The following is a 20,176-nucleotide window of genomic DNA, read 5'->3' on the forward strand; positions in this document are numbered from 1 at the left end:
CGGACCAAGCGGACAAGGGGCGACGCGAGGTGACAGCGCCCCTTTGACTAACGCTCTTCGCGCGGTTTCAACGACGCACAAACGGTTGATTCGTGCCGGCGGGCGCGCGCCCCCCAACGTTGCGCTAGCACCGCGCAGGTCATCAGTTGGATCTGATGGAATAACATCAACGGCAACACGATCGCGCCTAGCGCATGACCGGCGAAAATGACCTTGGCCATTGGAATACCGGCCGCGAGGCTTTTTTTCGAGCCGCAGAAAATAATGGTAATCCGGTCCCCCTCATCAAAGCCGAGCCGTCGGGCGGCAAAGCCGGTGATCAGCAATGCGAGCGCGAGCAACAGCATGCACGAGAACAACAGTGCGAGCAACGCCGATAGCGGAATCTGGTGCCACAACCCCTGATTGACCGCCTCGCTGAACGCGGTATAGACAACGAGCAGGATCGAGCCCTGATCGACCAGCTTCAGCACCACGGCATGACGGGCAATCCAGCGGCCGATCCATGGCCGCAGCAATTGGCCTGCGACGAACGGCACCAGCAATTGCAGCACGATATTGAACACGGTGTGCCACGACTCACCGCCCGCGGTTTGCTTGGACAAAATCATCCCGACAATCAACGGTGTGACGAAGATACCGAGCAGGCTGGAAGCCGACGCGCTGCACACCGCGGCCGGCACGTTGCCCTTGGCGATCGACGTGAAGGCGATCGAGGACTGAACGGTCGAAGGCAGCGTACACAGGAACACCATGCCGACATACAGTTCCGGCGTCAACAGCGGTGCGATCAGCGGTCTAAGTGCAAGCCCAAGCAACGGAAATATGGCGAACGTGCACAGCATCACGACCAGATGCAGCCGCCAATGGGTCGCGCCAGCAACGACCGCCTCGCGTGACAGCTTCGCGCCGTGCAGGAAGAACAGCAACCCGACGGCACCATTCGTGAGCCAGTTGAACGCCAGCGCTGCGCCGCCGCGACACGGCAAGAAAGTCGCGATCGCCACCGTCGTGACCAGTGCGAGAGTAAAGTTGTCGGGTAGCAGTTTGGATCGGGCCATGGTCATCTCGGCGCCATGCGGCGTCATCGCTACGGGCAACGCCTGTGACCCTTTCGGGCCACGAGCACGCCCACGTGGAGAAAACACCTATTGTCAGCGCACGATCATCTAATAGACAAATTCATTTTTAACTTATTTCCATGCATTTCTTTCATCAATACCGGCGCTCCTTCTGGCCGTTACATGCGGTTACAACACGGCAGCTCACCTAACATTTTTCGGCTCGACACGCGCATGCCCCGTGAATAGATTAGCTCGATAACCGTTGCAATCATCGACTTTCATGCTGCTGCGTGGCGGCCGTACGTTTTCGTTGCTGAGCGTGTCCGCCGTCGCCATCGGGACGGTGATCGCGCTCGGGCTAGTGCAAGATGGCAACATCGAGTTCGGCAAGTCAGCACAACCGTTCATCGCACCCGGCGCCGCCCAGCGCGAAATGACTGTGCAGATCGGTGCGCCGACACCGCAGTTGCACCCACTGAGCCCAATCGTGCCGGTTTCAGTCGAGATGCGTGTGACTTCCCGGCCCAATATAGAGCGCAGCGCGGTGCGCGCTGGCTCGCTTCGGGCGGACATCACCCGGTACAATGCAGAGCATCGTCATGTGCCGCCGGCACGGCGCGCGCCGCCGTATGTTCCGCCCCCTCACGACGCCTGGCCCTACGTGCACTGACGCCATTGCCGCGTCGGTAAAATATAAAATAGCGTACATTATTTCCTGACACGAACGAATAAAGCGCCGGCCACGGCGTAAGTGCACGAAATCATGGATACGCTGGTCAGCATGAAGGTGTTTCGCCACGTCGTCGAAGCCAGCAGCTTTGCAGCAGCGGCTGAGCGCATGCACCTGTCACCCGCGATGGCCAGCAAGCACGTGATGCACCTTGAGGCGCACTTGGGCGCACGGTTGCTGAACCGCACCACGCGCCGTATCAGCCTCACCGAAGCCGGGCGCGACTATTACGAGCGATGCGTGCAGGCGCTCACCGAGCTGGAGGAGGCCGAGCAAGCCGTCAGTGAAGCGAGCGTGGTGCCCAAGGGCACGCTGCGGATTAACGCGCTATCGACGTTCGGCAATCGGTACCTGATGCCAGCCATTGCCGAGTACACGCACCAGCACCCCGGCGTGCAGGTGAACATCACGATGAGCGAGCGCGTCGTCGACCTGGTTGAGGAAGGCTACGATCTAGCCATCCGCGGCTCGCACTCGGCCAAGCTGCGGACCTCATCGTTGATCGCACGCCAGATCGCCCGCGCGTATTTCGTCATCTGCGCGTCGCCTGACTACCTGCGCCGGCACGGCGTGCCACAGGTGCCGGAGGATCTGCGCGCGCACAACTGCCTGCGTCTAGCCGCCCATGGCGCACACACGCGCGAGTGGCCGCTGGGCAATGCCGAAAACGGCGGCAGCGTGACCACCCGCGGCAATATCGTGGCCAACGACATCGAGGCACTGCGCGCCGCAGCCATAGCCGGCGCCGGCATCGCCTATCTCGGCACCGATTGCGTGTACGATGACCTGGAAAACGGCACGCTGGTGCCGCTGCTGCTCGAGCACGTGGGGCCGCGCGAGTTGCCGATCTTCGCGGTCTATCCCAGCCGGCGCCACTTGTCGGCAAAGGTCCGCTCGTTCGTTGACTTCATCGCCGAGCGCTTCGCTAGCGACGCGTACTGGCCGACCCGCGAACACGTGACGAGGCTGGCCACACGCGATGCCGCCGCCTACCAGCAGGCCGGCGGGGACACGACGAGCCGCGCTACAACGCCAGCCGCGCGCGGGCGGCTTGGTACTCGTTCTTGAGCCGCGCGACAAGTTCGGCCACGCTTGGAATATCGTTCATCAGGCCAACCCCTTGGCCAGCGCCCCAGATGTCCTTCCATGCTTTAGCCTTGCTGCTGCCATCGCCAAAGTTCATCTGACTCTTATCCGACACCGGCAAGTTGTCTGGATCTAGACCGGCCGCCGCGATGCTCTGCCGCATGTAGTTACCATGCACGCCGGTGAACAAGTTCGTGTAGATGATATCTGCCGCGCTGGCCTGTACGATGGCCTGCTTGTACGCATCCGCTGCATGCGCTTCGCGCGTGGCAATGAAGCGTGTGCCGATGTACGCCAGATCCGCGCCCATTGCCTGGGCGGCGAGAATGGACGCGCCATTGGCGATCGATCCGGACAGGACCAGCGGCCCATCGAACAGCTTGCGTACTTCACCGACCAGCGCGAACGGCGACAGCGTGCCCGCGTGCCCGCCGGCGCCGGCCGCAACCAGGATCAAGCCGTCGACGCCCGCCTCCAGCGCTTTTTGCGCATGACGCAGACTGACCACGTCGTGCAGCACGATGCCGCCGTATGAATGGACCGCGTCAATCATCTCCTTGATCGGCGCGCGCAGACTGGTAATGAAGATCGGCACCCGATGATCGACGCACACGCGCACGTCGCGCTCCAGACGAGCGTTGGACTGATGCACGATTTGATTGACCGCAATCGGGCCGATCACCGCGTCCGGATGCTCGGCACGGTGCTGGACCAGCGCCTGCTGGATTTGCGTGAGCCATGCGTCGAGCAATTCCGGCGGCCGCGCATTGAGCGCGGGAAAGGATCCGACGATGCCCGCCTTGCACTGCGCGAGCACCAGTTCCGGGTAGCTCACGATGAACATCGGCGACGATACAACCGGCAGCGACAAACGCTGCAGTAACAGGGGCAAGGCCATGCTGGATGTCTCCTGAAGCCGGGTTTATCGAACGGCCGTTTTATTATACGTGGCGATTAACAAAAATTTGCTCTAAAGCAATGGCCGTGCGTTCTTGTTTAACTGATCGCCCCCGAGGGGACCATGACGCGTGCGACTGAATCGATCGCTGGATTTCGCCATGTAAGTGTGCACGTTGCCGATACGGCGATGGGGCGCTGCGACATCGAAATTTTGCCGCACTGGGTGGTGACGGGCCGCCGCTGCTGTTGCTGCATGGTCATCCCCAGACGCACCTGATCTGGCATTGCGTCGCGCCGCAACTGGCAAAGCGGTTCACCGTGATTGCCGCCGATCTGCACGGATACGGTGCATCGTCGAAGCCGGCTGCCGACGATCCGCAACACGTGCTTTATGCCAAGCGAACAATGGCGGCCGACCTCGTGCAGGTGATGCACGAACTCGGCCATAAACGCTTCTTCATCTGCGCCCATGACGGCAATAGAGCGACTGGTTTCCCTCTGAATAAACCATTGCATTACATACCATTCAATTTACGAATGGGTATCCAAAAAAACGAAATTCGCGTACCCGTGGCACTCCAATAACGCGGTTATCCGAAATTCATGCCGACATGATCTGTAGGGAAAATACCAATTTTATGAGGTGGATACATCGGATAACATCCTTGCGACGCTGATCACGTCGTACAATATTCCGCCGTTCGCCGCCCGTGAACGGCTTTTTTCTTTTTTGGCATACCACTGCACGGCGTACCTGTCATGGCGCGTCGCGCAGTGCAACGTCAATCACCGGCGCACCAGTCAGCTTAACGAGCTGCAGCGGCGACAAATTGAATACCGCGCGCGGATGGCCGGCCGCTGCCCACAGGGTATCTAGCGCCAGCAGGTCAGGATACCACGCATTGCTCGGCACGTCTGTGGGTTGAAATCCGTATCGATCCGTTATTCTAAGACAGTGCCACGGCATGTCGGATGTTACAGTCAAGCCACGGCACGCCATGATCGCCGCCCGTTGCAGCCACGACGCGTCGCCCACGACTGGCCGATGCCCATGTTTGTCGGAGAACACCATGCTCAATCTCGCGATTTTTGCCAAGGCAGCCGGTATCGGCTTGGCCATCGCTGCACCGGTTAGCCCGATGGGTCTGCTGTGCATTCGTGATGTCCGCCGCGCTGACGCCGCCTGGCGGCTTGGCCACCGATGTTGCACTGGCCACCGTGGCCGGCGTGTTCAACGGCTCGATGCTATGGTGGTGCGTGCTCGTGGCCGTCGCCAGCGTCGCACGCCATGGGCTGGGCACGCGGCTGCGCCGGCTGATCGACTGGATTGTGGGGCTGGCGCTGGGCCTATTCGGCGCGACCGAGATCCGGCGCGCGCTGTAGCGCGTCGCGTCGCGAGCCACCGCCCGGAGCGACCGCGATGACCATGGCGACCTTCCGTTTCCACGCTGAACTGAACATATTCCTGCCGGCGAGGCTGCGTCAGCGGACATTCGCCGCATCGTACGCGCGCCATGCGTCGGTCAAGCATACGATCGAGGCACTGGGCGTGCCGCATACCGAAGTGGGACGGATTGTCATCAATGGCGAGGCGACCGGCTTTGAGCGACCGCTCGCCGACGGGGACAGCGTGGTCGTGTATCCGCCCAGCGAGCGCGCCTCGGTGCCACTGCGCAGCGCGCTGCCCGAGCCGTTGTGGTTCCTCGCCGACGCCCACCTAGGCCGACTCGCGCGCCTGCTGCGCATGGCGGGCTTTGACACGCTGTACGACAACCGCATCGACGATCGCGACGTCGAGCGCATCGCCGCGCAGGAACAACGCATTGTACTCACGCGCGACCGCGAACTGCTCAAGCGGCGCGGCATCGAGCATGGGTGCTATGTGCGCGCGCTTGACCCACTCGAACAGCTGCGTGAAGTCGCCGCGCGGCTGTCGCTGCACGCACGGGTGCGGCCCTGGCGCCTATGCCTGCACTGCAATGCGCCATTGCGCCGAATCGATAAGGCTGACGTGCTCGCGCGGATTCCGCCCAGCGTGCGCGAGCGATGCGACCGGTTTGCGACCTGCGACGTATGCGGCAGGATCTACTGGGAAGGCTCGCATTGGCAGCGGATGAGCGAGCTGATGGACGAGGTGCTGGGCGTACGAGCCGCTACGGCGTCACGGGCCACACCGTAGTCGTGCCTGCCGCGATATCGACACGGCAACAGCGACCTTCGCGATCGTGCAACCCGAACGCTGTGTGCACGTCGGCGTCCGATGGCGCACGGCAATGGAGCAGCGCGGTGCCCAGTCGCACCGCCACGCGTGTCTCGCCGTGCGATTCATACACCCGCTCCACCACTGCGGTGTGCCGGCCCTGCTCGGTCATCGAGACGCCGCGCGCATCGACACGCCACATCAGCCGCGTACCGACCGGCAGGCCGCCGTCGCGCACGTCGAGCAGCACGCCGCCGATATCCACCTTGCCACCGGCCACCAACGTGCCCTCGCCAACGTTGTCGATACCTAGCAACTGCGCCACCTTCACGCTGGCCGGCCGCTCGAATAGCGCGCGCGTCGGCCCTTGCTGCAACACGCGTCCGCGGTCCAGCACGAGAATCTCGTCGGCCAGCAACGCCGCATCATCCGGATCATGCGTAACAAGCACCGTGATCGCATCGATCTCCCGCTGCAACATGCGCAACGTCTCGCGCAACGTACGCCGGCGCGGGGTGTCCAGCGCGGAGAACGGCTCGTCCAGCAAGATCACGCGTGCGTTGCGCGCCAATGCACGCGCCAGCGCCACGCGCTGCCGCTGGCCAAGCGAAAGCTGTACTGGCAGGCGCTGCGCCAGTGGCGCAATCCCCAAATGCAGGCTCCAGTAGCGCGCGGCATCCGGGTCGGCGTCGGCGGCGAACGTGAGCTGTCGCGCAACGCTCATATGGGGAAAAAGACCATAGTCCTGCGGCACGTAGGCCATGTGCCGCGACTGTGGCGCGCTGGCCGTCAGCACTTCACCATCAACGATGACTGATTGCGTTGCGCCTTGCTGCAAACCGGCGATCATGCGCAGCGTGAGGGACTTGCCGGACCCGGACGCGCCGATGATCGCCAACCGCCGGCTGCGCGCGCGCCATTGAACATCCAGCCCAAAATCGCCGAGCGTGCACGTGAAGTGAAACGCAAGCGTGCTGCCTGAGCAATGACGTGGCGCTGGCACGACTGCTGGCACGACTTCACGGGCGAGCGGGCGCAATGGGTCAAGCTCGTCACCCGGGGTGACAATGGCAACCGGGCGCGATGGCCGCAGACGGACGGTGGCCGCCAGCGACAATGCCAGCGCAATGCCCAACGTCGGCGCGAGCAGCGGCAGCATCGCGGGCAGCCCCACCGAGCCAAACACCACATACGTATACACCGGCAGCGAGTACGGATGGTAGGCGACCATCACCGTGGCGCCGAACTCACCGAATGCGCGCAGCCACGCGAGCACCATGCCGGCGCGGATGGACGGCCAGGCGATCGGTAACCAGACGCGCAGCAAGCGCGTGCGAGCATCATGCCCCAGCGTGGCCGCGACGTCGTCCAGGACCGGATCGACGGAATCGAATGCCGAACGGGCAGCCACGATCAGGAACGGCGCGGCCACGAAAGTTTGCGCGAGCACAACGCCCACGAACGAATCAGTCAACCCGCCGCCAGCCAACGTGCCAAGCGGGCTGTACGGACCGAGCAGGAACAGCAGGAGCACGCCACTGGACAGCGGTGGTAACGCCAGGGGCAATTGCACGACAAAGCCGAGCACGCTCGCCCATCTGGAGCGTGAACGCGATAATAGATAACCGAGCGGGATCCCGGTGAGCGCGATCAGCAGCGTAGCCAGCGTCGCGCTGCCCACCGACACGGCGGTTGCCTCGGCGAGTGCCCCGGGCTCGATCGCGCGCCAGTTGGCGTGCGTGAGCTGCGGCAGCACGGCGATGAACGGCGCGCACAGATAAAGCGCCAGCAAGGCTCCAAGCCACCCCAGGGGCGTGGCACGCCCCCGCACCGCAGCGCCGCCACTGCCGCGTTGCAGTGTCATCGCTCCGCGTCGAGTATGGCTTGCACGCGTGCGGGGACCTGTGTGCGCTCGCCGCCGACACTCGGCACGATCACGTCGATGCCGGCGTCACGCAGCAATGCGCGCGCCTTCTGTCCGAGCAGAAACGTCACGAAGCGCATTGCGCCTTCCTTGTTTGGCGCGTCGTTCAAGATCGTGATCGTATAGCTGGCCTTAACCGCGAGCTCGGCCGGCAATTTCACCGTCGGGACGTGCAACTGCGCTGTCTCGGTCGAATAAAAAAAGCCCACGTCGAGCTGCCCTGACTGCAGGCGGCCCATCAGCGTTTCTTCCGGCAACACCTGTTTCGGATTGTCCGGTGTCCCGAGCATGCGCTGCACCAGGTCAGGCTGCCGATACAGCGACGCGGCACGGGTCACCGCCTCGAGCGTAAAGGCCCCCTTCGGATCGAGTTTCGGATCCGTGCGCCCAATCCGGATGCCCGGCTGCAGCAACGCCTTGTCCCAGCGTTCAGTCTTCAGCGATGCCGCAAAGCGGCTGTTTGCGTTGTAACCGAGCAGCAGCGGCGACTCACCAAAATTCACATACCAGCTAACCAAGTTGCCGTTCGCAGCACCGTCCAGGCTCGCATTGACCTTCGGCGTGGCGCTGATGAACACGTCACCACGCCGCAGCTTACCCTTCAACTCGTTGGCCAACTTGTTTGAGCCGGCGCCATAGCCGGAGAACGCCAGCCCCGATGCCCTCTCGAACGCCGGCCCGATGGAGCGCTCCATCACATGCACCAGTGACCCAGCGTACAACACCCGGACCGTGCCGGCGTCGCCGGCCCGCGCGACACCGGGCGCCGCCGCCGCGGCCATCACCGCCAGCACGAGCGCCGCATGCACGCGCCATGACAGCGATAGGCACAGCGCACGCACGTTTGCTGCGAAACGTTCATGCAACATTGCGCTCCCCATCTTCGTTGTATTGGGCAATATATTACGCTATCGGCCGCGTTGCCTTTTGCGCGCCGCCGTCCCATGCCGCGGCAGCATTGTCATTTCACACGCACTCCCGTCAGCCAGAATGCACGAGGGTTCGCACCCAAACTTTTAAGGTATACGAATGAGTTGTGCGCTTGCACTAATCGACGCGGCAAACTGCCGCCTGTTGCTAACAATCCGGCCTGCAGCTACCGCGCTGACGGCAAACGGATCGTGCCGCGCACCTCGTCGACGCGGCACGCCGCCCTCATTACGTAGTAGGCCGCCGCGTTACGTCGTACGGCCCCACCGTGCGCTGGGCGGAGCGTGCGCGCGGCGGGCCTGTTGGTTGCTTCACCAACATGCGCGCGCGCCGGTGTCGCGCGACAATCAACCCATAGGAGCGTGTCATGACTGAAAACCAACGTCCAGAACCACCATTGCCACACCAACAGCAAGCCACAGTGCCCGGCCACACTGGTGACATGCAACCGCAACCCGACCATGGCGAGCGTTCATACCAAGGTTCGGGCCGTCTTGCCGGCAAAGCGGCGATCATTACCGGGGGCGACAGCGGAATCGGACGCGCAGTAGCCATCGCCTTTGCTAGAGAAGGCGCTGACGTGTTAATCGCCTATCTTGACGAGGACGACGATGCGCGCGAAACAGCGCGCTGGGTCGAGCAGGCGGGACGACGCGCCGTGCTCGTGCGCGGCGATGTGGCGCAGCGCGAGCACTGCGCGCGCATTGTCCAGCAAGCCGTTGACGCATTCGGCAAAATCGATGTCGTGGTCAATAACGCCGCGTTCCAAATGACGCACGAGTCGCTGGACGAGATTTCAGACGATGAGTGGGACAACACGTTCGATACGAATATTGGCGCGATGTTCAGGATCACCCGGTCCGCGCTGCATCATATGAAGGCGGGTGGCTCCATCATCAACACCACATCAATCAATGCCGATCGTCCGAACCCGACGTTGCTGGCGTATGCCGCCACCAAGGGGGCGATCCAAAATTTCACGGCGGGATTAGCACAATTGCTTGCGCAAAAAGGCATTCGGGCGAACTGTGTGGCGCCGGGGCCAATCTGGACCCCTTTGATCCCCGCGACGATGCCCGCGGAAAAGGTCAAGCAATTCGGCACGCAGGTGCCGATGAAACGGCCCGGACAGCCGGCCGAAGTGGCCCCCGCGTATGTGATGCTCGCGTCCGACGAATCGAGCTATGTTTCAGGCGCGACGATCGCGGTAACGGGCGGCGCACCGATGCTATAAGCATACGTCAGGTAGGCGACTTGCGCCTAGCACGCTATGCGGCGCGGCTCAGTGCTGCAGCGCTGGGCCGCTTGTACGCGCCGGCGTACTTGCTTCCGGTGCTGTGCAGGTGCAGATAAATGAGATTGGCCGCGATATCCTCGATGCAGGGCCAATGTCCAGTGCAATCCGGCACGACCACAGCGGCATAGCGGCGCAGCAGGTGAATGAACGGCAGATCGACAAAGCTCCCATGGCGCACTTCGATCGTATGCCTAAGCTTAGGGTGATGCCCGATTGCCCAATAGGCTACGTGATCCGATTGATCACGCCCGCTGACAAACTCCCTTGCCGCCAGCATGTCCCAGGGCCGCATCGCGAGGAATGCCTCGAAGCCGCGCTGCATCGAATTTGAACAAGGAAACGGCCACAGGATCGGCTCCAGTTTGTCGTCAAACACATTCTTGGCACGGGATCCCTTTCGGCACCTGTGGGCGAACCTAAGCCAGCTCGGGCTAACTTGGGCTAATCTGCGCTGAATTGTGCTGCGCTGAGTCAATCTAGGCCGAACTGTGACAGGCCTGCGCGCGCCACCTGCTCCGACGCCAGTCCAACGGCGGCACGCCCCCCGACGATGTCAGCCTGCCCTACCAGGCAGGCTGACACAGCGCACCACGAGTCGTGCGCGCATTAAGTGCGGTCGCCGACATCCTTTGACACTTTTGCCTGCAACTGCGCCTTGCGCTGCGCGATACGAGCGCCGAGTTCATCCAGGTCAACGCCCGCCTTGCGCAGCGCAGGAAATAGCACCGATTCTTCCTCGCTGACATGATGCTGAACGTTTTCCGCCAATACGTTGAAAGCCGCATCAAAACCATCGGCGCCTGCCCGAGAGGCCCGGAGTTTCTCCATCAACGTCTTGACAAGAAAATGCTCGACATAGGCCTCGTCTACTTCCTTTTGCGGCTGACCTGACAGCGCGCGCTGCGCGGCCGGATACAGGATCTCTTCCTCAATGATCGTATGCATGGCCAACTCGTCGCATGCGCGCGTGACCAGCGTTGCCTTGGCGTCAAGGTCGTCATCGGGCGTTTTTTTGAACGTATCGAATAGCCGCTGAACTGCGCGATGGTCTGCCTCCAGCAGCGCAATTGCGTCCTGTTCGGCTGCATGCGCCGTGTCGACGCCATGAGGTGGCATCGTCGAGGACCGCGTGGATTTTGGGTGTGTCGCAGTAGTAGTCATGTTCGCTCCTGTGGAAAGGTCTACTGCGTTTAGCAATCGACGCGCCCGGCCTTTGTGTTGCCGGGCCGCCGCACGGCACGGCGTGAGCATCGTGCCGTGCGGCATGATGGCATGCAGCCGCCATAGCGAGGCACAGCGCTGCTGCACTGCCGGACTGTGGCGCCGCAGTTAGCGATGGGCTGATAGCGATGAACTGAGGGTAAACGACGCCACGTTCCCGCCTCCTACTCGAAGGCAGCCCCGCACGCGAGCGGCGGGTCAGGCGCTGGCACGGACATTGCGACCGCTTGGTATACAGCGTCTCTTTCAAGGAGGGTTGTCATGCCAGAGAGAAAGACTATGGCCCGAGCGCAGGCCGACAAGCGCGCGGGGAAATCAGCAAGCACGCAAGCCGGCGAATTCGTCAAGGAAGAGGTCAAGCATGTTCGAGCCGGCAAGCATGGCGTGCGCTCGGCCAAGCAAGCCGTGGCAATCGGGCTGTCAAAAGCGCGGCGGGCCGGCATCGACTTGAAGCCGCCTAAGAAGGGCGCCACCAGCGAGGCAACCCGCAAAAAAGCGGCCAAGGACAGCGAGGCGGGCCAGCACAAGACGAAGGGTTCCGCGAGCAAGGAGACCCAGGCCAAGCGCTCGCGCACAACGACCTCTGTATTGCGACGCGAGCGCTCGGACGGCGCCGCACGCAAGTCGATGTCAAAGCAGGCCGAGTCTGCCGCGGCGAAACGGCCGGCCGCCAGCCGCTCCGCTGCGGCCAAGCGTGCAGCCAAGACGAAGGGCGCGGCTGGCCGCTCCGCCGCCGCCAAAAAGGCTGCTCACACGCGCGCCGCACGCGCACATCACTGAGAGGTGGGTGCAGGGCGGCCAGAGGGCGCGCCCTGTCGCCCTGCGTGGCCGCCTCGTACCCACGCGGCTGCTCCGATGATTGACTACGATATCTGCCTGAGCGGTGATGGGCAGACCACCTGCGCTGCCGCGGCGTTATCCCGAAGTATTTCTTTATAGCCGTCGTGTCCAGTCCTATTGTTTCGCACGTCAGGCTGAACCCTCTAGTTTTCGCGCAACGCGCAATTCCGGCTCGTGCTTCTCTGCCCATTGCCATACACAGCAAAAGGCGGCACACAAGCTCGACCTCAGCCCGGTAAATTCGCCGAGTCTTGCCTGAAGCAAGTTCATAAGGGAAACCAAATAAAAAGCGCTTGCCCACATTCCGCTTTTCCAACTATCTCCTTGTGAAGAGGGGTGGGATGAGTACAAGAAGCGGGATAAGAGAACGGAAGAAAACGAAGGTGATCATGGTGCGTGCGGCTTCCGACGAATCCGACGTGCTACGAGAGCGAGCACAGAATACCGCTACAACGATCCCTGAATATCTGCGAGTTTGCGGCATGGGACGACACACACGCAGCCTAATCGACTCTCACGCCATATAAATAAGCTACGCCGCGACTCGGCGGCTCGCAAAGTACTTATTCGATCAAAGGGGAGGTGTGCTGACAAAGAAATATGCAGCGAATATGCAGCCGTCTTGGCCGAACTAAAGCAGACGATCATGCGAGTCGCTCGACGCGATACCTAGCGCACGCAGTGTAATGACAATGTCATTGCGACTGTGCTAGAATGGGTTGCATCGTCGCAGGAGTCTCGTCATGACCGCCGCAAACGCACAACCCACGAAGCGCGACACGCTCAATATCCGGATCAAGCCTGAAGAGCGGAATCTGATCGACCGCGCCGCAAAGGTCCGCGGGAAGAATCGAACGGATTTCGTGCTCGAGGCTGCTCGAACGGCAGCGGAAGAGGCCTTGCTTGACCAAGCCATCATCACGGCTTCACCGAAGGCTTACGCGGCCTTTGTAGCACGTTTGGATCTGCCGCCGCAACCCAACGAGGCACTGCGCAAAACGCTACAGGCGCCAGCGCCGTGGGACAAGGCATGACGATTGAAGCCCCCGAACCGCTTGCATCCCATCATGAGCTGGATGCATTCACGTCGGGCGTCGAAAGTCTGGACCAGTGGCTAAAGCGTCGTGCGCTGAAAAATCAGACCACGGGTGCTTCGCGCACCTTCGTCGCTTGTGCCGAGCGTCGGGTGCGGGCGTACTACGCGTTGGCATCGAGCGCCGTCACGGTAGATGCGGCCCCTGGCCGCTTTCGACGCAATATGCCAGATCCGATACCGGTTGTGGTTCTGGGGCGGTTGGCCGTAGACCAGTCGTGGCATGGTAGAGGGCTCGGGCGCGCTTTGGTCAGGGATGCTTGCCTGCGCGTGATCCAGGCGGCCGACACGATCGGTATTCGGGGCATGTTGGTGCATGCACTCTCTGACGAAGCTCGGGCCTTTTATGAGCGGATCGGTTTCGAAGGATCGCAGCTTGATCCGATGATGCTTATGGTAACGCTTGCCGACTTAAAAGCTAGCGTGTGAAGAGGAGCCGACTTGATGGAAATCATGGTACGAGTAAAGCGCCGGGCAACCATGACGAATGGTTTCGTGAACAAGCCAAACAAGGATTGAAGAAAGCTGACGCCCCGAACGTGCGCTGGATATCCCACAACGAAGTTGTCGAGCCCACGCTTCTGTTCGCGCGTTGAATGTCTTGATCTGTACTGGGTAGCCCTTACGTCGAACGCGGACCTGCCACTGAAGATCACCTCGACGGATGATAGATGCTGTTCACTGCTCCTCAAGTGCTGCACCCAGGCTTTGACAACCCAAGTGGCGCAAAATTGGCGCAACCAGAATCTACCAAAGAAAAAGGGCCTAGCCATCGGCTAAACCCTTGATTCTGTTGGTGGAGCGGAGGAGGATCGAACTCCCGACCTTCGCATTGCGAACGCGACGCTCTCCCAGCTGAGCTACCGCCCCACGTGAAGCGATAAGTATAGCAGAAATGCGGGCCCCGAAAGCAAGACGTTTACCCCCTACTTCCGCGGCGCCCCCGCCAGCACCCAATCCACCAACACCTTCGCCTCAGCCTCACTCAACCGAGGTTGCGACGGCATCGGAATCGGTCCCCATACCCCTGCTCCACCCTGCACGACCTTCTTAACCAGCCGCGCGGGCGCCGTCGCATCTGCCTTATACCGTTGAGCAATCTGAGCAAAGCTGGGCCCGACGAGTTTGCGCTCAATGGCATGGCAACCAAAGCACGCATTCTGCTTCGCCAGGGTCTGCGCACGCTCGGCATCATACGCCTGCACGCCGGTGGCCGTCCCCGCCAGCACAACGGCCGTACCCCAACGCAACAGCCCCCCTCGAGCAACCCGAATCCACCCTGCAACCCAGCCCCGTGCCAACGCATCTGGCAGCCCTCGCGCGTCCATTCGGCTCATCAATTTGGTGCCTTCGGGTTACCCGGCTTGATCGCCGAGTTGGACACGGGTGCGGGCGGCTGTTGATCAAGCGGTTGCTCAGTTACCCCTGCCGGCGGCACTTCGCCCACCGTTGCCCCCGTCGGCTGCTCCGCCGCGGGCGCGGATGCCGCGCTGGTGTCGGATGCCGGCGCCGCCACCAATGACTTCACATCCTCAGGCTTCACGTACTGAAACAGCTTGACGACCTGCTTCACGCCAGTCACGCGACTGACGACGTCCGCCCCTCGATTGCCTTCGTCAACCGTCACCAGGCCCATCAAGTAAACAATGCCGCGCTCCGTGGTCCATTTGTAATAGTTCGACGAAATCTCCTTGCTGCCGACCAATGCGGCTTGCACCTTGCTACTGATATACGTATCGCTGGTGCGCGAAGAAAACGAGCTTGCGGGCTGCACTGCCAACTCATTGGCGATACTGCTCACGTTGATGATGTCACGCACGATCGACTCGGCCTTTTGCTTCGCGGCCTCATCCAGCACTTCACCGGTCAATAGCACGCGACGGTTATAGACCGTTAGGTTGACGTGGGCGGTGTCCGGCAATGCATCGCCGATCCGTTTCAATGCCTTGATTTGGATCTCCCGGTCCTCCGTCTGGGCCCCAAGCGTGCGCCGGTCAACGGCTATCAGCGTGCCGCCGGCCGCGCCGCCCAGCAACAGTAAGCCGCAGCCCTGGAGCGATGACGCAAGGCCCACGGCCAGCACGGCATGCATAAGCGTTTTACGGACGCGAGTGGCAGTCATCGACAAACTCTCCCTGATTTAGTCAGTCTTCTTCCCCGAGCAACATTGCATCGATCCCATCGCACAAGCAGTGGATCGTCAGCAGCTGTAACTCATGAACCCGCACTTGACGCTGCGCGGGCACGCAAATATGGATGTCGGTATCGAGCAGCGCTTGGGACAGCGGCCCGCCGCCGGCCCCGGTCAACGCGACGACGATCATCTCCCGCTCATGCGCAGCATCGACGGCTGCAACCAACGCCGGCACATCATCGTGCCCGGCGATCGCCAGCAGTATGTCGTCGCCGTGCCCCAGCGACCGCACCTGACGTGCGAAAACCTCGTCGTACGCCTGCGTGCCGCCGCACGCTCTCATCAAATCATCATTGGCCAGGGCAAGCGCCGGCAGCCCCGGACGGTCGCGCTCGAAACGAGCGACGAGCGCTGCTGCGAAACGCTGCGCGTCCAACATGCACGCGCCATCCCCGCACGCCAGGATTTTGCCGCCGTTCGCCAGTGTCGCGAACATGGCATCGATCGCCGCGGCAATCGGCACTCCCAGCGCGTCCAATGCAGTCAATTGCAACTCCGCGCTCTCGCGGAACTGCCGCTGAATTCTCTTGATCGACATCAATTGCTCACGCTCGTTTCTCGCCCGCGAGTTTACCGCAGTCGCGGATCTTCGCTGAAGGCATCGACAACCCACGTCAGTTGGCCACCATCGAACGCGACGATGTCAAACCGGCAAGGCGGCACCGCCCGCAGGCGCCCACCTGCCAGGCGCGTAGCCAGGAAAGCCCGGGCGGCGGCCATCAGGCGGTATTGCTTGCGCACATCGACACTGGCGAGTGCTCCACCATAATCGGAGCGATTGCGAGCACGGACCTCGACAAATACGATCATCCCATCGGTGGTCCGCATAACAAGGTCAATCTCCCCGCGCCGATAACGTACGTTGCGCGCTACCAGCGCCAACCCGTGGCGGCTCAAATGGCGCAGCGCATGCGACTCGAAAACACGGCCGATCCGCTTCGACACCGGCCGGTGCGAAAAGTTGTCCAGCGGTCCCCCGGCCCGCTTCGGTTGCGCCGGTTGCGCCGGTTGTGTCGGTTGCGCCGGCTGTGTCGGCTGTGTCGGCTGTGTCGGCTGTGTCGGCTGTGTCGGCTGTGTCGGCTGTGTCGGCTGTGTCACCGGCCGGGCGGTACCAGTCGCTATGCCACGTCGTGGCACAATGGCGGGCGCTTCGTTGCTCATCGCTTCTCCTGAGGTATTCCTTGATCGATCCCCTCGTGCTTGCCGAGAACCAACACTATCCGGCACCAGCGCTTTATGTGATGGCGACGCCGATTGGCAATATCGCCGACATCACGCTCCGCGCGTTGCATGTGCTTGCGCTGGTGGACCGCATTGCGGCGGAAGACACGCGCAACACGGCACAACTGCTCGCGCGTTACCAAATTACGCGCCCCTTGCTGGCGGTTCACGAACACAACGAACGCGAAGCCGCACAGCGCGTCGTTGATTTCCTGCGCGCGGGCGAGCGTATTGCATACGTGTCGGACGCAGGCACGCCTGGCATCTCGGATCCGGGCGCACGGCTGGTCGACGCAGTACGTGACGCAGGATTGGACGTGGTGCCAATACCGGGCGCCAGCGCGGTAACCGCTGCGCTGAGTGTGACCGGCGATTGGGCGAGCACGTTTACCTTCGCCGGCTTCTTGCCGACCAAGCCGAAGCAGCGGGCCACCCGGCTCCAGGCACTGGCGTCGCGTGAAGAAGCGCTTGTTTTCTATGAGGCGCCGCACCGCGCGCTCGAGACCGCACGCGCGTTGGCCGAAACGCTTGGCCCATCGCGTCGAATGTTGATCGCGCGAGAAATCACCAAGCTACACGAGAGCCTGTATCAGTGCAGGCTGGCCGAAGGGCCAGCATGGCTTGCCGCGGATCCGAACCGGCTGCGAGGCGAGTTCGTCCTTGTGGTCGAAGGTGCTGGCGCACCCACGCAAAGTGACGCGCACCAGCACGACGCAATACTGACGACATTGCTGGACGAAGTGCCGGTCAGCACCGCGGTCAAACTGGCAGTCGCGCTAACGGGCGCATCACGTGGCGTGCTCTATGCGCGTGCGCTGGAATTGAAAAAGGACGGATTGGGAAGATAAAAAAGCCGCGGTTAAACCGCGGCCCGGAACAGAGCATACTTGCACAAACTCGCAGTTTCGATCATCTGGCCGACGCGAGTTGCTCGGCCATCGCCACGCGAGCCTCGTCGCGAGACAAGCCTTGCAGCCGGACTCTTGCGGTCCCGGAATGCTGCAGCCCAAGCGCACTCGCCGCCGCCTGCGACAGATCAATGATCCGTCCGCTGTGATACGGCCCACGATCGTTAATCCGCACCACCACCGATCGCTTGTTCGCGACATTGGTCACGCGCACGAATGACGACAGCGGCAAGCGCCGATGCGCAGCGGTCAACGCATTCTTGTCAAAACGCTCGCCATTCGCAGTATGACGGCCATGGAAACGAGGGCCATACCAAGATGCGCGTCCCTCCTGCTTGAAGCCCGACACGTCAGGCGCATCCGCGACCAGCGGCTCGGCATCGGCAAGCAACGAGACATTCCGTGTGGCCGTGTCGGCCGACGCATCGCCCGGCTTCCCGCGCGCGAGTGCATCCAGGACTGACTTTGCACGGCTCGACACCGACTGGACGACCGTCGTACCGCTTGCCCCCGCGCGTGCCATCGTCGGGCTCATCGTCGTTGGCTCTTTGCGACCGCCATCCGTCGCGCAACCGGCCAGCAGAAGGAGGGCACAAACGGTCCCATAACGTCGAGGCCATCGAGCTTTCATAGGTGCGTCTTCACTATCATGAGCCGCCACCAAGGGCCACGGCTCTGAGCGAACGAACGGATGCGCCACGGCACCGCGCAGACAAGCTGCGCACGGTGGGCGACGATCGCGAAACGGCAAGCGCCGTGGTCCGCCAGGTTTAAGGCACGTCTGGCCGCCTCTGTAAGGGGCGTCATCCAGACCCGAATCACCGCTGACGACGGCTACAACGATTGACATGGCGCTTGCTAAATAAGCGTCATGCCGATCAGCGGTGAAGGCTCCGTACCGGTGCCGGGCTACGCCGGGAAACAGGCGCCCCGCGCCCAACCGGATGGAACGTGTCGCATCGACTTACGATGCTAGATGCCGCCGCGTTTCGTACGCGGCGTTATGACGGCGCCCCTTTCTACTCCGCCGTGCGGTGCGGGGGCGTCCGACTTGATTGCACGATTAAGGTGCATGCCGGCCATTATATCCGATGGTGCAGATCGTCATTTTTACGCAATCCGCCGCTGCGGTCATGTAAACGCACGGATGCGCGGATCGGGACATGGCGACTACAATGTTGCCTTCACTCAGCCAGCCGCTCAAGGCGCTTTCAAATCCAATGCAAGTCAAGCTGATTCCCGTCACTGCCTTCATGCAGAACTGCTCGCTGCTCGTGTGCGAGCAGACCCAACGCGCCGCCATTGTCGATCCGGGAGGAGATCTGGAGTTGATCCAAGCGCAGGTACAAAAGCGCGGCGCGAGCGTGGAAAAGGTGTTGTTGACGCACGGACACGTCGACCACTGCGCAGGTGCCCGTGCATTGGCCAACCACTACGGCGTGCCGATCGAGGGACCGCATCCGGACGAGCAATTCTGGCTGGCATTGCTGCCGCAGCAGAGCACGCGTTTCGGCCTGCCGGCAGCGCAAGCATTTGAGCCGGACCGCTGGCTACACGATGGCGATACCGTGCGGTTTGGCAATGAGATACTGGAGGTCCTTCACTGCCCAGGACACACGCCGGGACACGTGGTTTTTTTCAGCCGCGAACATCGACTTGCGCTGGTCGGCGACGTACTATTCGCGGGATCGATCGGACGGACGGATTTCCCGCGCGGCAATCATGCGGACCTCATCTCGTCGATCCGTAAGAAGCTGTGGCCGCTCGGTGACGACGTACGCTTCGTCCCCGGACACGGTCCGATGTCGACCTTCGGCGAGGAGCGGCGCACGAATCCATACGTAGCGGACCACGTTACTGCCAGTTGACCCAACATTCAATGGACGAAATTTACGTTAGCACCGATATCGAGGCGGACGGCCCGATTCCCGGCCCGCATTCGATGTTGAGCTTCGCATCCGCGGCCTATACCGGGGACAAACAGCTGATTGCAACGTTTTCCGCCAACTTGGACACGCTGCCCGGCGCGTCCCCGCATCCGGTTCAGCACGCGTGGTGGAAAACGCAACCCGACGCTTGGGCAGCATGCCGTACGGATACGCGCGCGCCCGAAGAAGCACTGCCCGCCTATGTCGACTGGGTTGAGGCTTTACCCGGCAAACCTGTCTTCGTGGCTTATCCGGCCGGCTTCGACTTCACGTTTATGTTCTGGTACATGATGCGCTTTGCTGGCCGCTGCCCGTTCTCCTGGTCGGCGCTGGACATCAAGACGCTAGCGTTTGCGATGACCGGGCTGCCTTACCGGAAGACGATCAAGCCGAAGCTACCGAAGCACTGGTTCGACGCCCATCCGCACACACATGTCGCGCTCGACGATGCGATCGAACAGGGAGCGTTGTTTTGCAACATGCTTTCGGAGTTGCGCGTGCGCCAGGCGGCACATGTGCAATGGCTGGCGAGGGCAACGAACGACGGACCCGCAGAAACGACGCCTCTCGACCCGACAGCAGGCCCCGCGAAGTCCGAAACGGAACCCGGACAACAGGGCGGCGGCCGTTGAACCGTGGG

The 20,176-nt window shown here is 62.1% G+C and carries 22 protein-coding genes, 1 tRNA gene and 3 pseudogenes; 13 read left to right on the forward strand and 13 right to left on the reverse strand.

Features of this window, described 5'->3' with window-relative positions; translation table 11 throughout:
* Positions 1-47 precede the first annotated feature (47 nt).
* Positions 48-1,061 carry a bile acid:sodium symporter family protein gene (locus tag KPG66_RS11980; RefSeq protein WP_237070979.1) on the reverse strand — a complete coding sequence of 338 codons (1,014 nt, stop codon included), beginning with the start codon at positions 1,059-1,061 and terminating at the stop codon, positions 48-50.
* Between the two features lie 265 nt (positions 1,062-1,326).
* Between KPG66_RS11980 and KPG66_RS11985 the strand changes: the two genes are divergently transcribed.
* Both KPG66_RS11985 and KPG66_RS11990 read left to right on the forward strand, forming a co-directional pair.
* A complete protein-coding gene (locus KPG66_RS11985) occupies positions 1,327-1,734 on the forward strand; it encodes a hypothetical protein (RefSeq protein WP_237070980.1) in 408 nt (135 codons plus the stop codon).
* A gap of 93 nt (positions 1,735-1,827) precedes the next feature.
* The gene (locus KPG66_RS11990) at positions 1,828-2,862 is read left to right on the forward strand and encodes a LysR family transcriptional regulator (protein ID WP_237070981.1); all 1,035 of its coding nucleotides are present in this window, start codon (positions 1,828-1,830) and stop codon (positions 2,860-2,862) included.
* On the opposite strand, the gene KPG66_RS11995 is transcribed toward KPG66_RS11990, so the two are convergent.
* Entirely contained in the window at positions 2,819-3,778 is a 960-nt protein-coding gene (locus KPG66_RS11995; RefSeq protein WP_237070982.1) for an NAD(P)H-dependent flavin oxidoreductase, read from the reverse strand. The genes KPG66_RS11990 and KPG66_RS11995 overlap by 44 nt on opposite strands.
* Positions 3,779-3,975: 197 nt before the next feature.
* On the opposite strand from KPG66_RS11995, the pseudogene KPG66_RS12000 reads away from it, so the two are divergent.
* Positions 3,976-4,254: pseudogene (locus KPG66_RS12000) on the forward strand (alpha/beta fold hydrolase); the annotation flags it as partial.
* Positions 4,255-4,537: 283 nt separating this feature from the next.
* Here the strand turns inward: KPG66_RS12000 and KPG66_RS12005 are convergent.
* Positions 4,538-4,672, reverse strand: a pseudogene (locus KPG66_RS12005) (YbaK/EbsC family protein); the annotation flags it as partial.
* 314 nt (positions 4,673-4,986) lie between these two features.
* Here KPG66_RS12005 and KPG66_RS12010 point away from each other — a divergent pair.
* Positions 4,987-5,163: pseudogene (locus KPG66_RS12010) on the forward strand (LysE family translocator); the annotation flags it as partial.
* Between the two features lie 37 nt (positions 5,164-5,200).
* Complete coding sequence (locus tag KPG66_RS12015; RefSeq protein ID WP_237070984.1) at positions 5,201-5,959, forward strand: Mut7-C ubiquitin/RNAse domain-containing protein; 759 nt, start codon at positions 5,201-5,203, stop codon at positions 5,957-5,959.
* Here the strand turns inward: KPG66_RS12015 and KPG66_RS12020 are convergent.
* Together KPG66_RS12020 and KPG66_RS12025 are read right to left on the reverse strand one after the other, a co-directional pair.
* Positions 5,934-7,844, reverse strand: a complete 1,911-nt coding sequence (locus tag KPG66_RS12020) for an ATP-binding cassette domain-containing protein (RefSeq protein ID WP_237070985.1) — start codon at positions 7,842-7,844, stop codon at positions 5,934-5,936. The two genes, KPG66_RS12015 and KPG66_RS12020, sit on opposite strands and share 26 nt — an antisense overlap.
* Complete coding sequence (locus tag KPG66_RS12025) at positions 7,841-8,686, reverse strand: extracellular solute-binding protein (protein WP_237071032.1); 846 nt, start codon at positions 8,684-8,686, stop codon at positions 7,841-7,843. Before KPG66_RS12025 ends, KPG66_RS12020 begins: the two co-directional genes overlap by 4 nt.
* Before the next feature lie 515 nt (positions 8,687-9,201).
* On the opposite strand from KPG66_RS12025, the gene KPG66_RS12030 reads away from it, so the two are divergent.
* Positions 9,202-10,068: an SDR family oxidoreductase gene (locus tag KPG66_RS12030; RefSeq protein ID WP_013436496.1), complete on the forward strand. Its 867-nt coding sequence runs from the start codon at positions 9,202-9,204 to the stop codon at positions 10,066-10,068.
* A 34-nt stretch (positions 10,069-10,102) separates the two neighbouring features.
* Here KPG66_RS12030 and KPG66_RS12035 read toward each other — a convergent pair whose 3' ends face one another.
* Together KPG66_RS12035 and KPG66_RS12040 are read right to left on the reverse strand one after the other, a co-directional pair.
* Positions 10,103-10,507: a DUF72 domain-containing protein gene (locus KPG66_RS12035; protein ID WP_237070986.1), complete on the reverse strand. Its 405-nt coding sequence runs from the start codon at positions 10,505-10,507 to the stop codon at positions 10,103-10,105.
* 230 nt (positions 10,508-10,737) lie between these two features.
* Entirely contained in the window at positions 10,738-11,247 is a 510-nt protein-coding gene (locus KPG66_RS12040; protein ID WP_041753898.1) for a hemerythrin domain-containing protein, read from the reverse strand.
* A 366-nt stretch (positions 11,248-11,613) separates the two neighbouring features.
* Here KPG66_RS12040 and KPG66_RS12045 point away from each other — a divergent pair, with 366 nt between their 5' ends.
* From KPG66_RS12045 to KPG66_RS12055, 4 genes are all read left to right on the forward strand, one after another.
* Positions 11,614-12,132, forward strand: coding sequence for a DUF6496 domain-containing protein (locus KPG66_RS12045; protein ID WP_237070987.1), 519 nt, complete (start codon positions 11,614-11,616; stop codon positions 12,130-12,132).
* Positions 12,133-12,533: 401 nt separating this feature from the next.
* On the forward strand, positions 12,534-12,719 hold the full coding sequence (locus KPG66_RS18035; RefSeq protein WP_422393307.1) for a plasmid mobilization protein: 186 nt from the start codon (positions 12,534-12,536) through the stop codon (positions 12,717-12,719).
* 216 nt (positions 12,720-12,935) lie between these two features.
* Positions 12,936-13,226, forward strand: coding sequence for a type II toxin-antitoxin system TacA family antitoxin (locus KPG66_RS12050; protein ID WP_237070988.1), 291 nt, complete (start codon positions 12,936-12,938; stop codon positions 13,224-13,226).
* A complete protein-coding gene (locus KPG66_RS12055) occupies positions 13,223-13,714 on the forward strand; it encodes a GNAT family N-acetyltransferase (protein WP_237070989.1) in 492 nt (163 codons plus the stop codon). Before KPG66_RS12050 ends, KPG66_RS12055 begins: the two co-directional genes overlap by 4 nt.
* 365 nt (positions 13,715-14,079) lie before the next feature.
* Here KPG66_RS12055 and KPG66_RS12060 read toward each other — a convergent pair.
* From KPG66_RS12060 to KPG66_RS12080, 5 genes are all read right to left on the reverse strand, one after another.
* Positions 14,080-14,155 (reverse strand) — tRNA-Ala (locus KPG66_RS12060).
* A 56-nt stretch (positions 14,156-14,211) separates the two neighbouring features.
* Entirely contained in the window at positions 14,212-14,625 is a 414-nt protein-coding gene (locus KPG66_RS12065; RefSeq protein WP_237070990.1) for a c-type cytochrome, read from the reverse strand.
* Positions 14,622-15,407, reverse strand: a complete 786-nt coding sequence (locus tag KPG66_RS12070; RefSeq protein WP_237070991.1) for a BON domain-containing protein — start codon at positions 15,405-15,407, stop codon at positions 14,622-14,624. Before KPG66_RS12070 ends, KPG66_RS12065 begins: the two co-directional genes overlap by 4 nt.
* A 22-nt stretch (positions 15,408-15,429) precedes the next feature.
* Positions 15,430-16,017: an SIS domain-containing protein gene (locus tag KPG66_RS12075; protein ID WP_237070992.1), complete on the reverse strand. Its 588-nt coding sequence runs from the start codon at positions 16,015-16,017 to the stop codon at positions 15,430-15,432.
* 32 nt (positions 16,018-16,049) lie between these two features.
* Positions 16,050-16,640 (reverse strand): YraN family protein, encoded by a 591-nt coding sequence (locus KPG66_RS12080; RefSeq protein ID WP_442929435.1) that lies wholly within the window; start codon positions 16,638-16,640, stop codon positions 16,050-16,052.
* An 80-nt stretch (positions 16,641-16,720) separates the two neighbouring features.
* On the opposite strand from KPG66_RS12080, the gene rsmI reads away from it, so the two are divergent.
* Positions 16,721-17,548: a 16S rRNA (cytidine(1402)-2'-O)-methyltransferase gene (rsmI, locus tag KPG66_RS12085; protein ID WP_442929438.1), complete on the forward strand. Its 828-nt coding sequence runs from the start codon at positions 16,721-16,723 to the stop codon at positions 17,546-17,548.
* A 61-nt stretch (positions 17,549-17,609) separates the two neighbouring features.
* Here rsmI and KPG66_RS12090 read toward each other — a convergent pair whose 3' ends face one another.
* Positions 17,610-18,239, reverse strand: coding sequence for a septal ring lytic transglycosylase RlpA family protein (locus KPG66_RS12090; RefSeq protein WP_237070994.1), 630 nt, complete (start codon positions 18,237-18,239; stop codon positions 17,610-17,612).
* Positions 18,240-18,828: 589 nt separating this feature from the next.
* Here KPG66_RS12090 and KPG66_RS12095 point away from each other — a divergent pair.
* Positions 18,829-19,476, forward strand: coding sequence for an MBL fold metallo-hydrolase (locus KPG66_RS12095; protein ID WP_041753906.1), 648 nt, complete (start codon positions 18,829-18,831; stop codon positions 19,474-19,476).
* Positions 19,477-19,487: 11 nt separating this feature from the next.
* Positions 19,488-20,168, forward strand: coding sequence for an exonuclease (locus KPG66_RS12100; RefSeq protein WP_157864443.1), 681 nt, complete (start codon positions 19,488-19,490; stop codon positions 20,166-20,168).
* Positions 20,169-20,176: the final 8 nt, after the last annotated feature.

It is taken from the genome of Mycetohabitans sp. B2, assembly GCF_021733735.1.
GTDB classification, from domain to species: Bacteria; Pseudomonadota; Gammaproteobacteria; order Burkholderiales; family Burkholderiaceae; genus Mycetohabitans; species Mycetohabitans rhizoxinica.

Excerpts from the sequence above, each read along its gene's own strand:
- KPG66_RS12100 (WP_157864443.1), top strand. The coding sequence starts at position 19,488 with ATGGACGAAATTTACGTTAGCACCGATATCGAGGCGGACGGCCCGATT.
- KPG66_RS12025 (WP_237071032.1), bottom strand. The coding sequence starts at position 8,686 with ATGGCCGCGGCGGCGGCGCCCGGTGTCGCGCGGGCCGGCGACGCCGGC.
- KPG66_RS12020 (WP_237070985.1), bottom strand. The coding sequence starts at position 7,844 with ATGACACTGCAACGCGGCAGTGGCGGCGCTGCGGTGCGGGGGCGTGCC.
- KPG66_RS12075 (WP_237070992.1), bottom strand. The coding sequence starts at position 16,017 with ATGTCGATCAAGAGAATTCAGCGGCAGTTCCGCGAGAGCGCGGAGTTG.
- KPG66_RS12070 (WP_237070991.1), bottom strand. The coding sequence starts at position 15,407 with ATGACTGCCACTCGCGTCCGTAAAACGCTTATGCATGCCGTGCTGGCC.
- KPG66_RS12040 (WP_041753898.1), bottom strand. The coding sequence starts at position 11,247 with ATGCCACCTCATGGCGTCGACACGGCGCATGCAGCCGAACAGGACGCA.
- KPG66_RS12090 (WP_237070994.1), bottom strand. The coding sequence starts at position 18,239 with ATGAAAGCTCGATGGCCTCGACGTTATGGGACCGTTTGTGCCCTCCTT.
- KPG66_RS11990 (WP_237070981.1), top strand. The coding sequence starts at position 1,828 with ATGGATACGCTGGTCAGCATGAAGGTGTTTCGCCACGTCGTCGAAGCC.
- KPG66_RS12055 (WP_237070989.1), top strand. The coding sequence starts at position 13,223 with ATGACGATTGAAGCCCCCGAACCGCTTGCATCCCATCATGAGCTGGAT.
- KPG66_RS12095 (WP_041753906.1), top strand. The coding sequence starts at position 18,829 with ATGCAAGTCAAGCTGATTCCCGTCACTGCCTTCATGCAGAACTGCTCG.
- KPG66_RS11980 (WP_237070979.1), bottom strand. The coding sequence starts at position 1,061 with ATGGCCCGATCCAAACTGCTACCCGACAACTTTACTCTCGCACTGGTC.
- KPG66_RS12045 (WP_237070987.1), top strand. The coding sequence starts at position 11,614 with ATGCCAGAGAGAAAGACTATGGCCCGAGCGCAGGCCGACAAGCGCGCG.
- KPG66_RS11995 (WP_237070982.1), bottom strand. The coding sequence starts at position 3,778 with ATGGCCTTGCCCCTGTTACTGCAGCGTTTGTCGCTGCCGGTTGTATCG.
- KPG66_RS12030 (WP_013436496.1), top strand. The coding sequence starts at position 9,202 with ATGACTGAAAACCAACGTCCAGAACCACCATTGCCACACCAACAGCAA.
- KPG66_RS12050 (WP_237070988.1), top strand. The coding sequence starts at position 12,936 with ATGACCGCCGCAAACGCACAACCCACGAAGCGCGACACGCTCAATATC.
- KPG66_RS12015 (WP_237070984.1), top strand. The coding sequence starts at position 5,201 with ATGACCATGGCGACCTTCCGTTTCCACGCTGAACTGAACATATTCCTG.
- rsmI (WP_442929438.1), top strand. The coding sequence starts at position 16,721 with ATGGCGACGCCGATTGGCAATATCGCCGACATCACGCTCCGCGCGTTG.
- KPG66_RS12080 (WP_442929435.1), bottom strand. The coding sequence starts at position 16,640 with ATGAGCAACGAAGCGCCCGCCATTGTGCCACGACGTGGCATAGCGACT.
- KPG66_RS18035 (WP_422393307.1), top strand. The coding sequence starts at position 12,534 with ATGAGTACAAGAAGCGGGATAAGAGAACGGAAGAAAACGAAGGTGATC.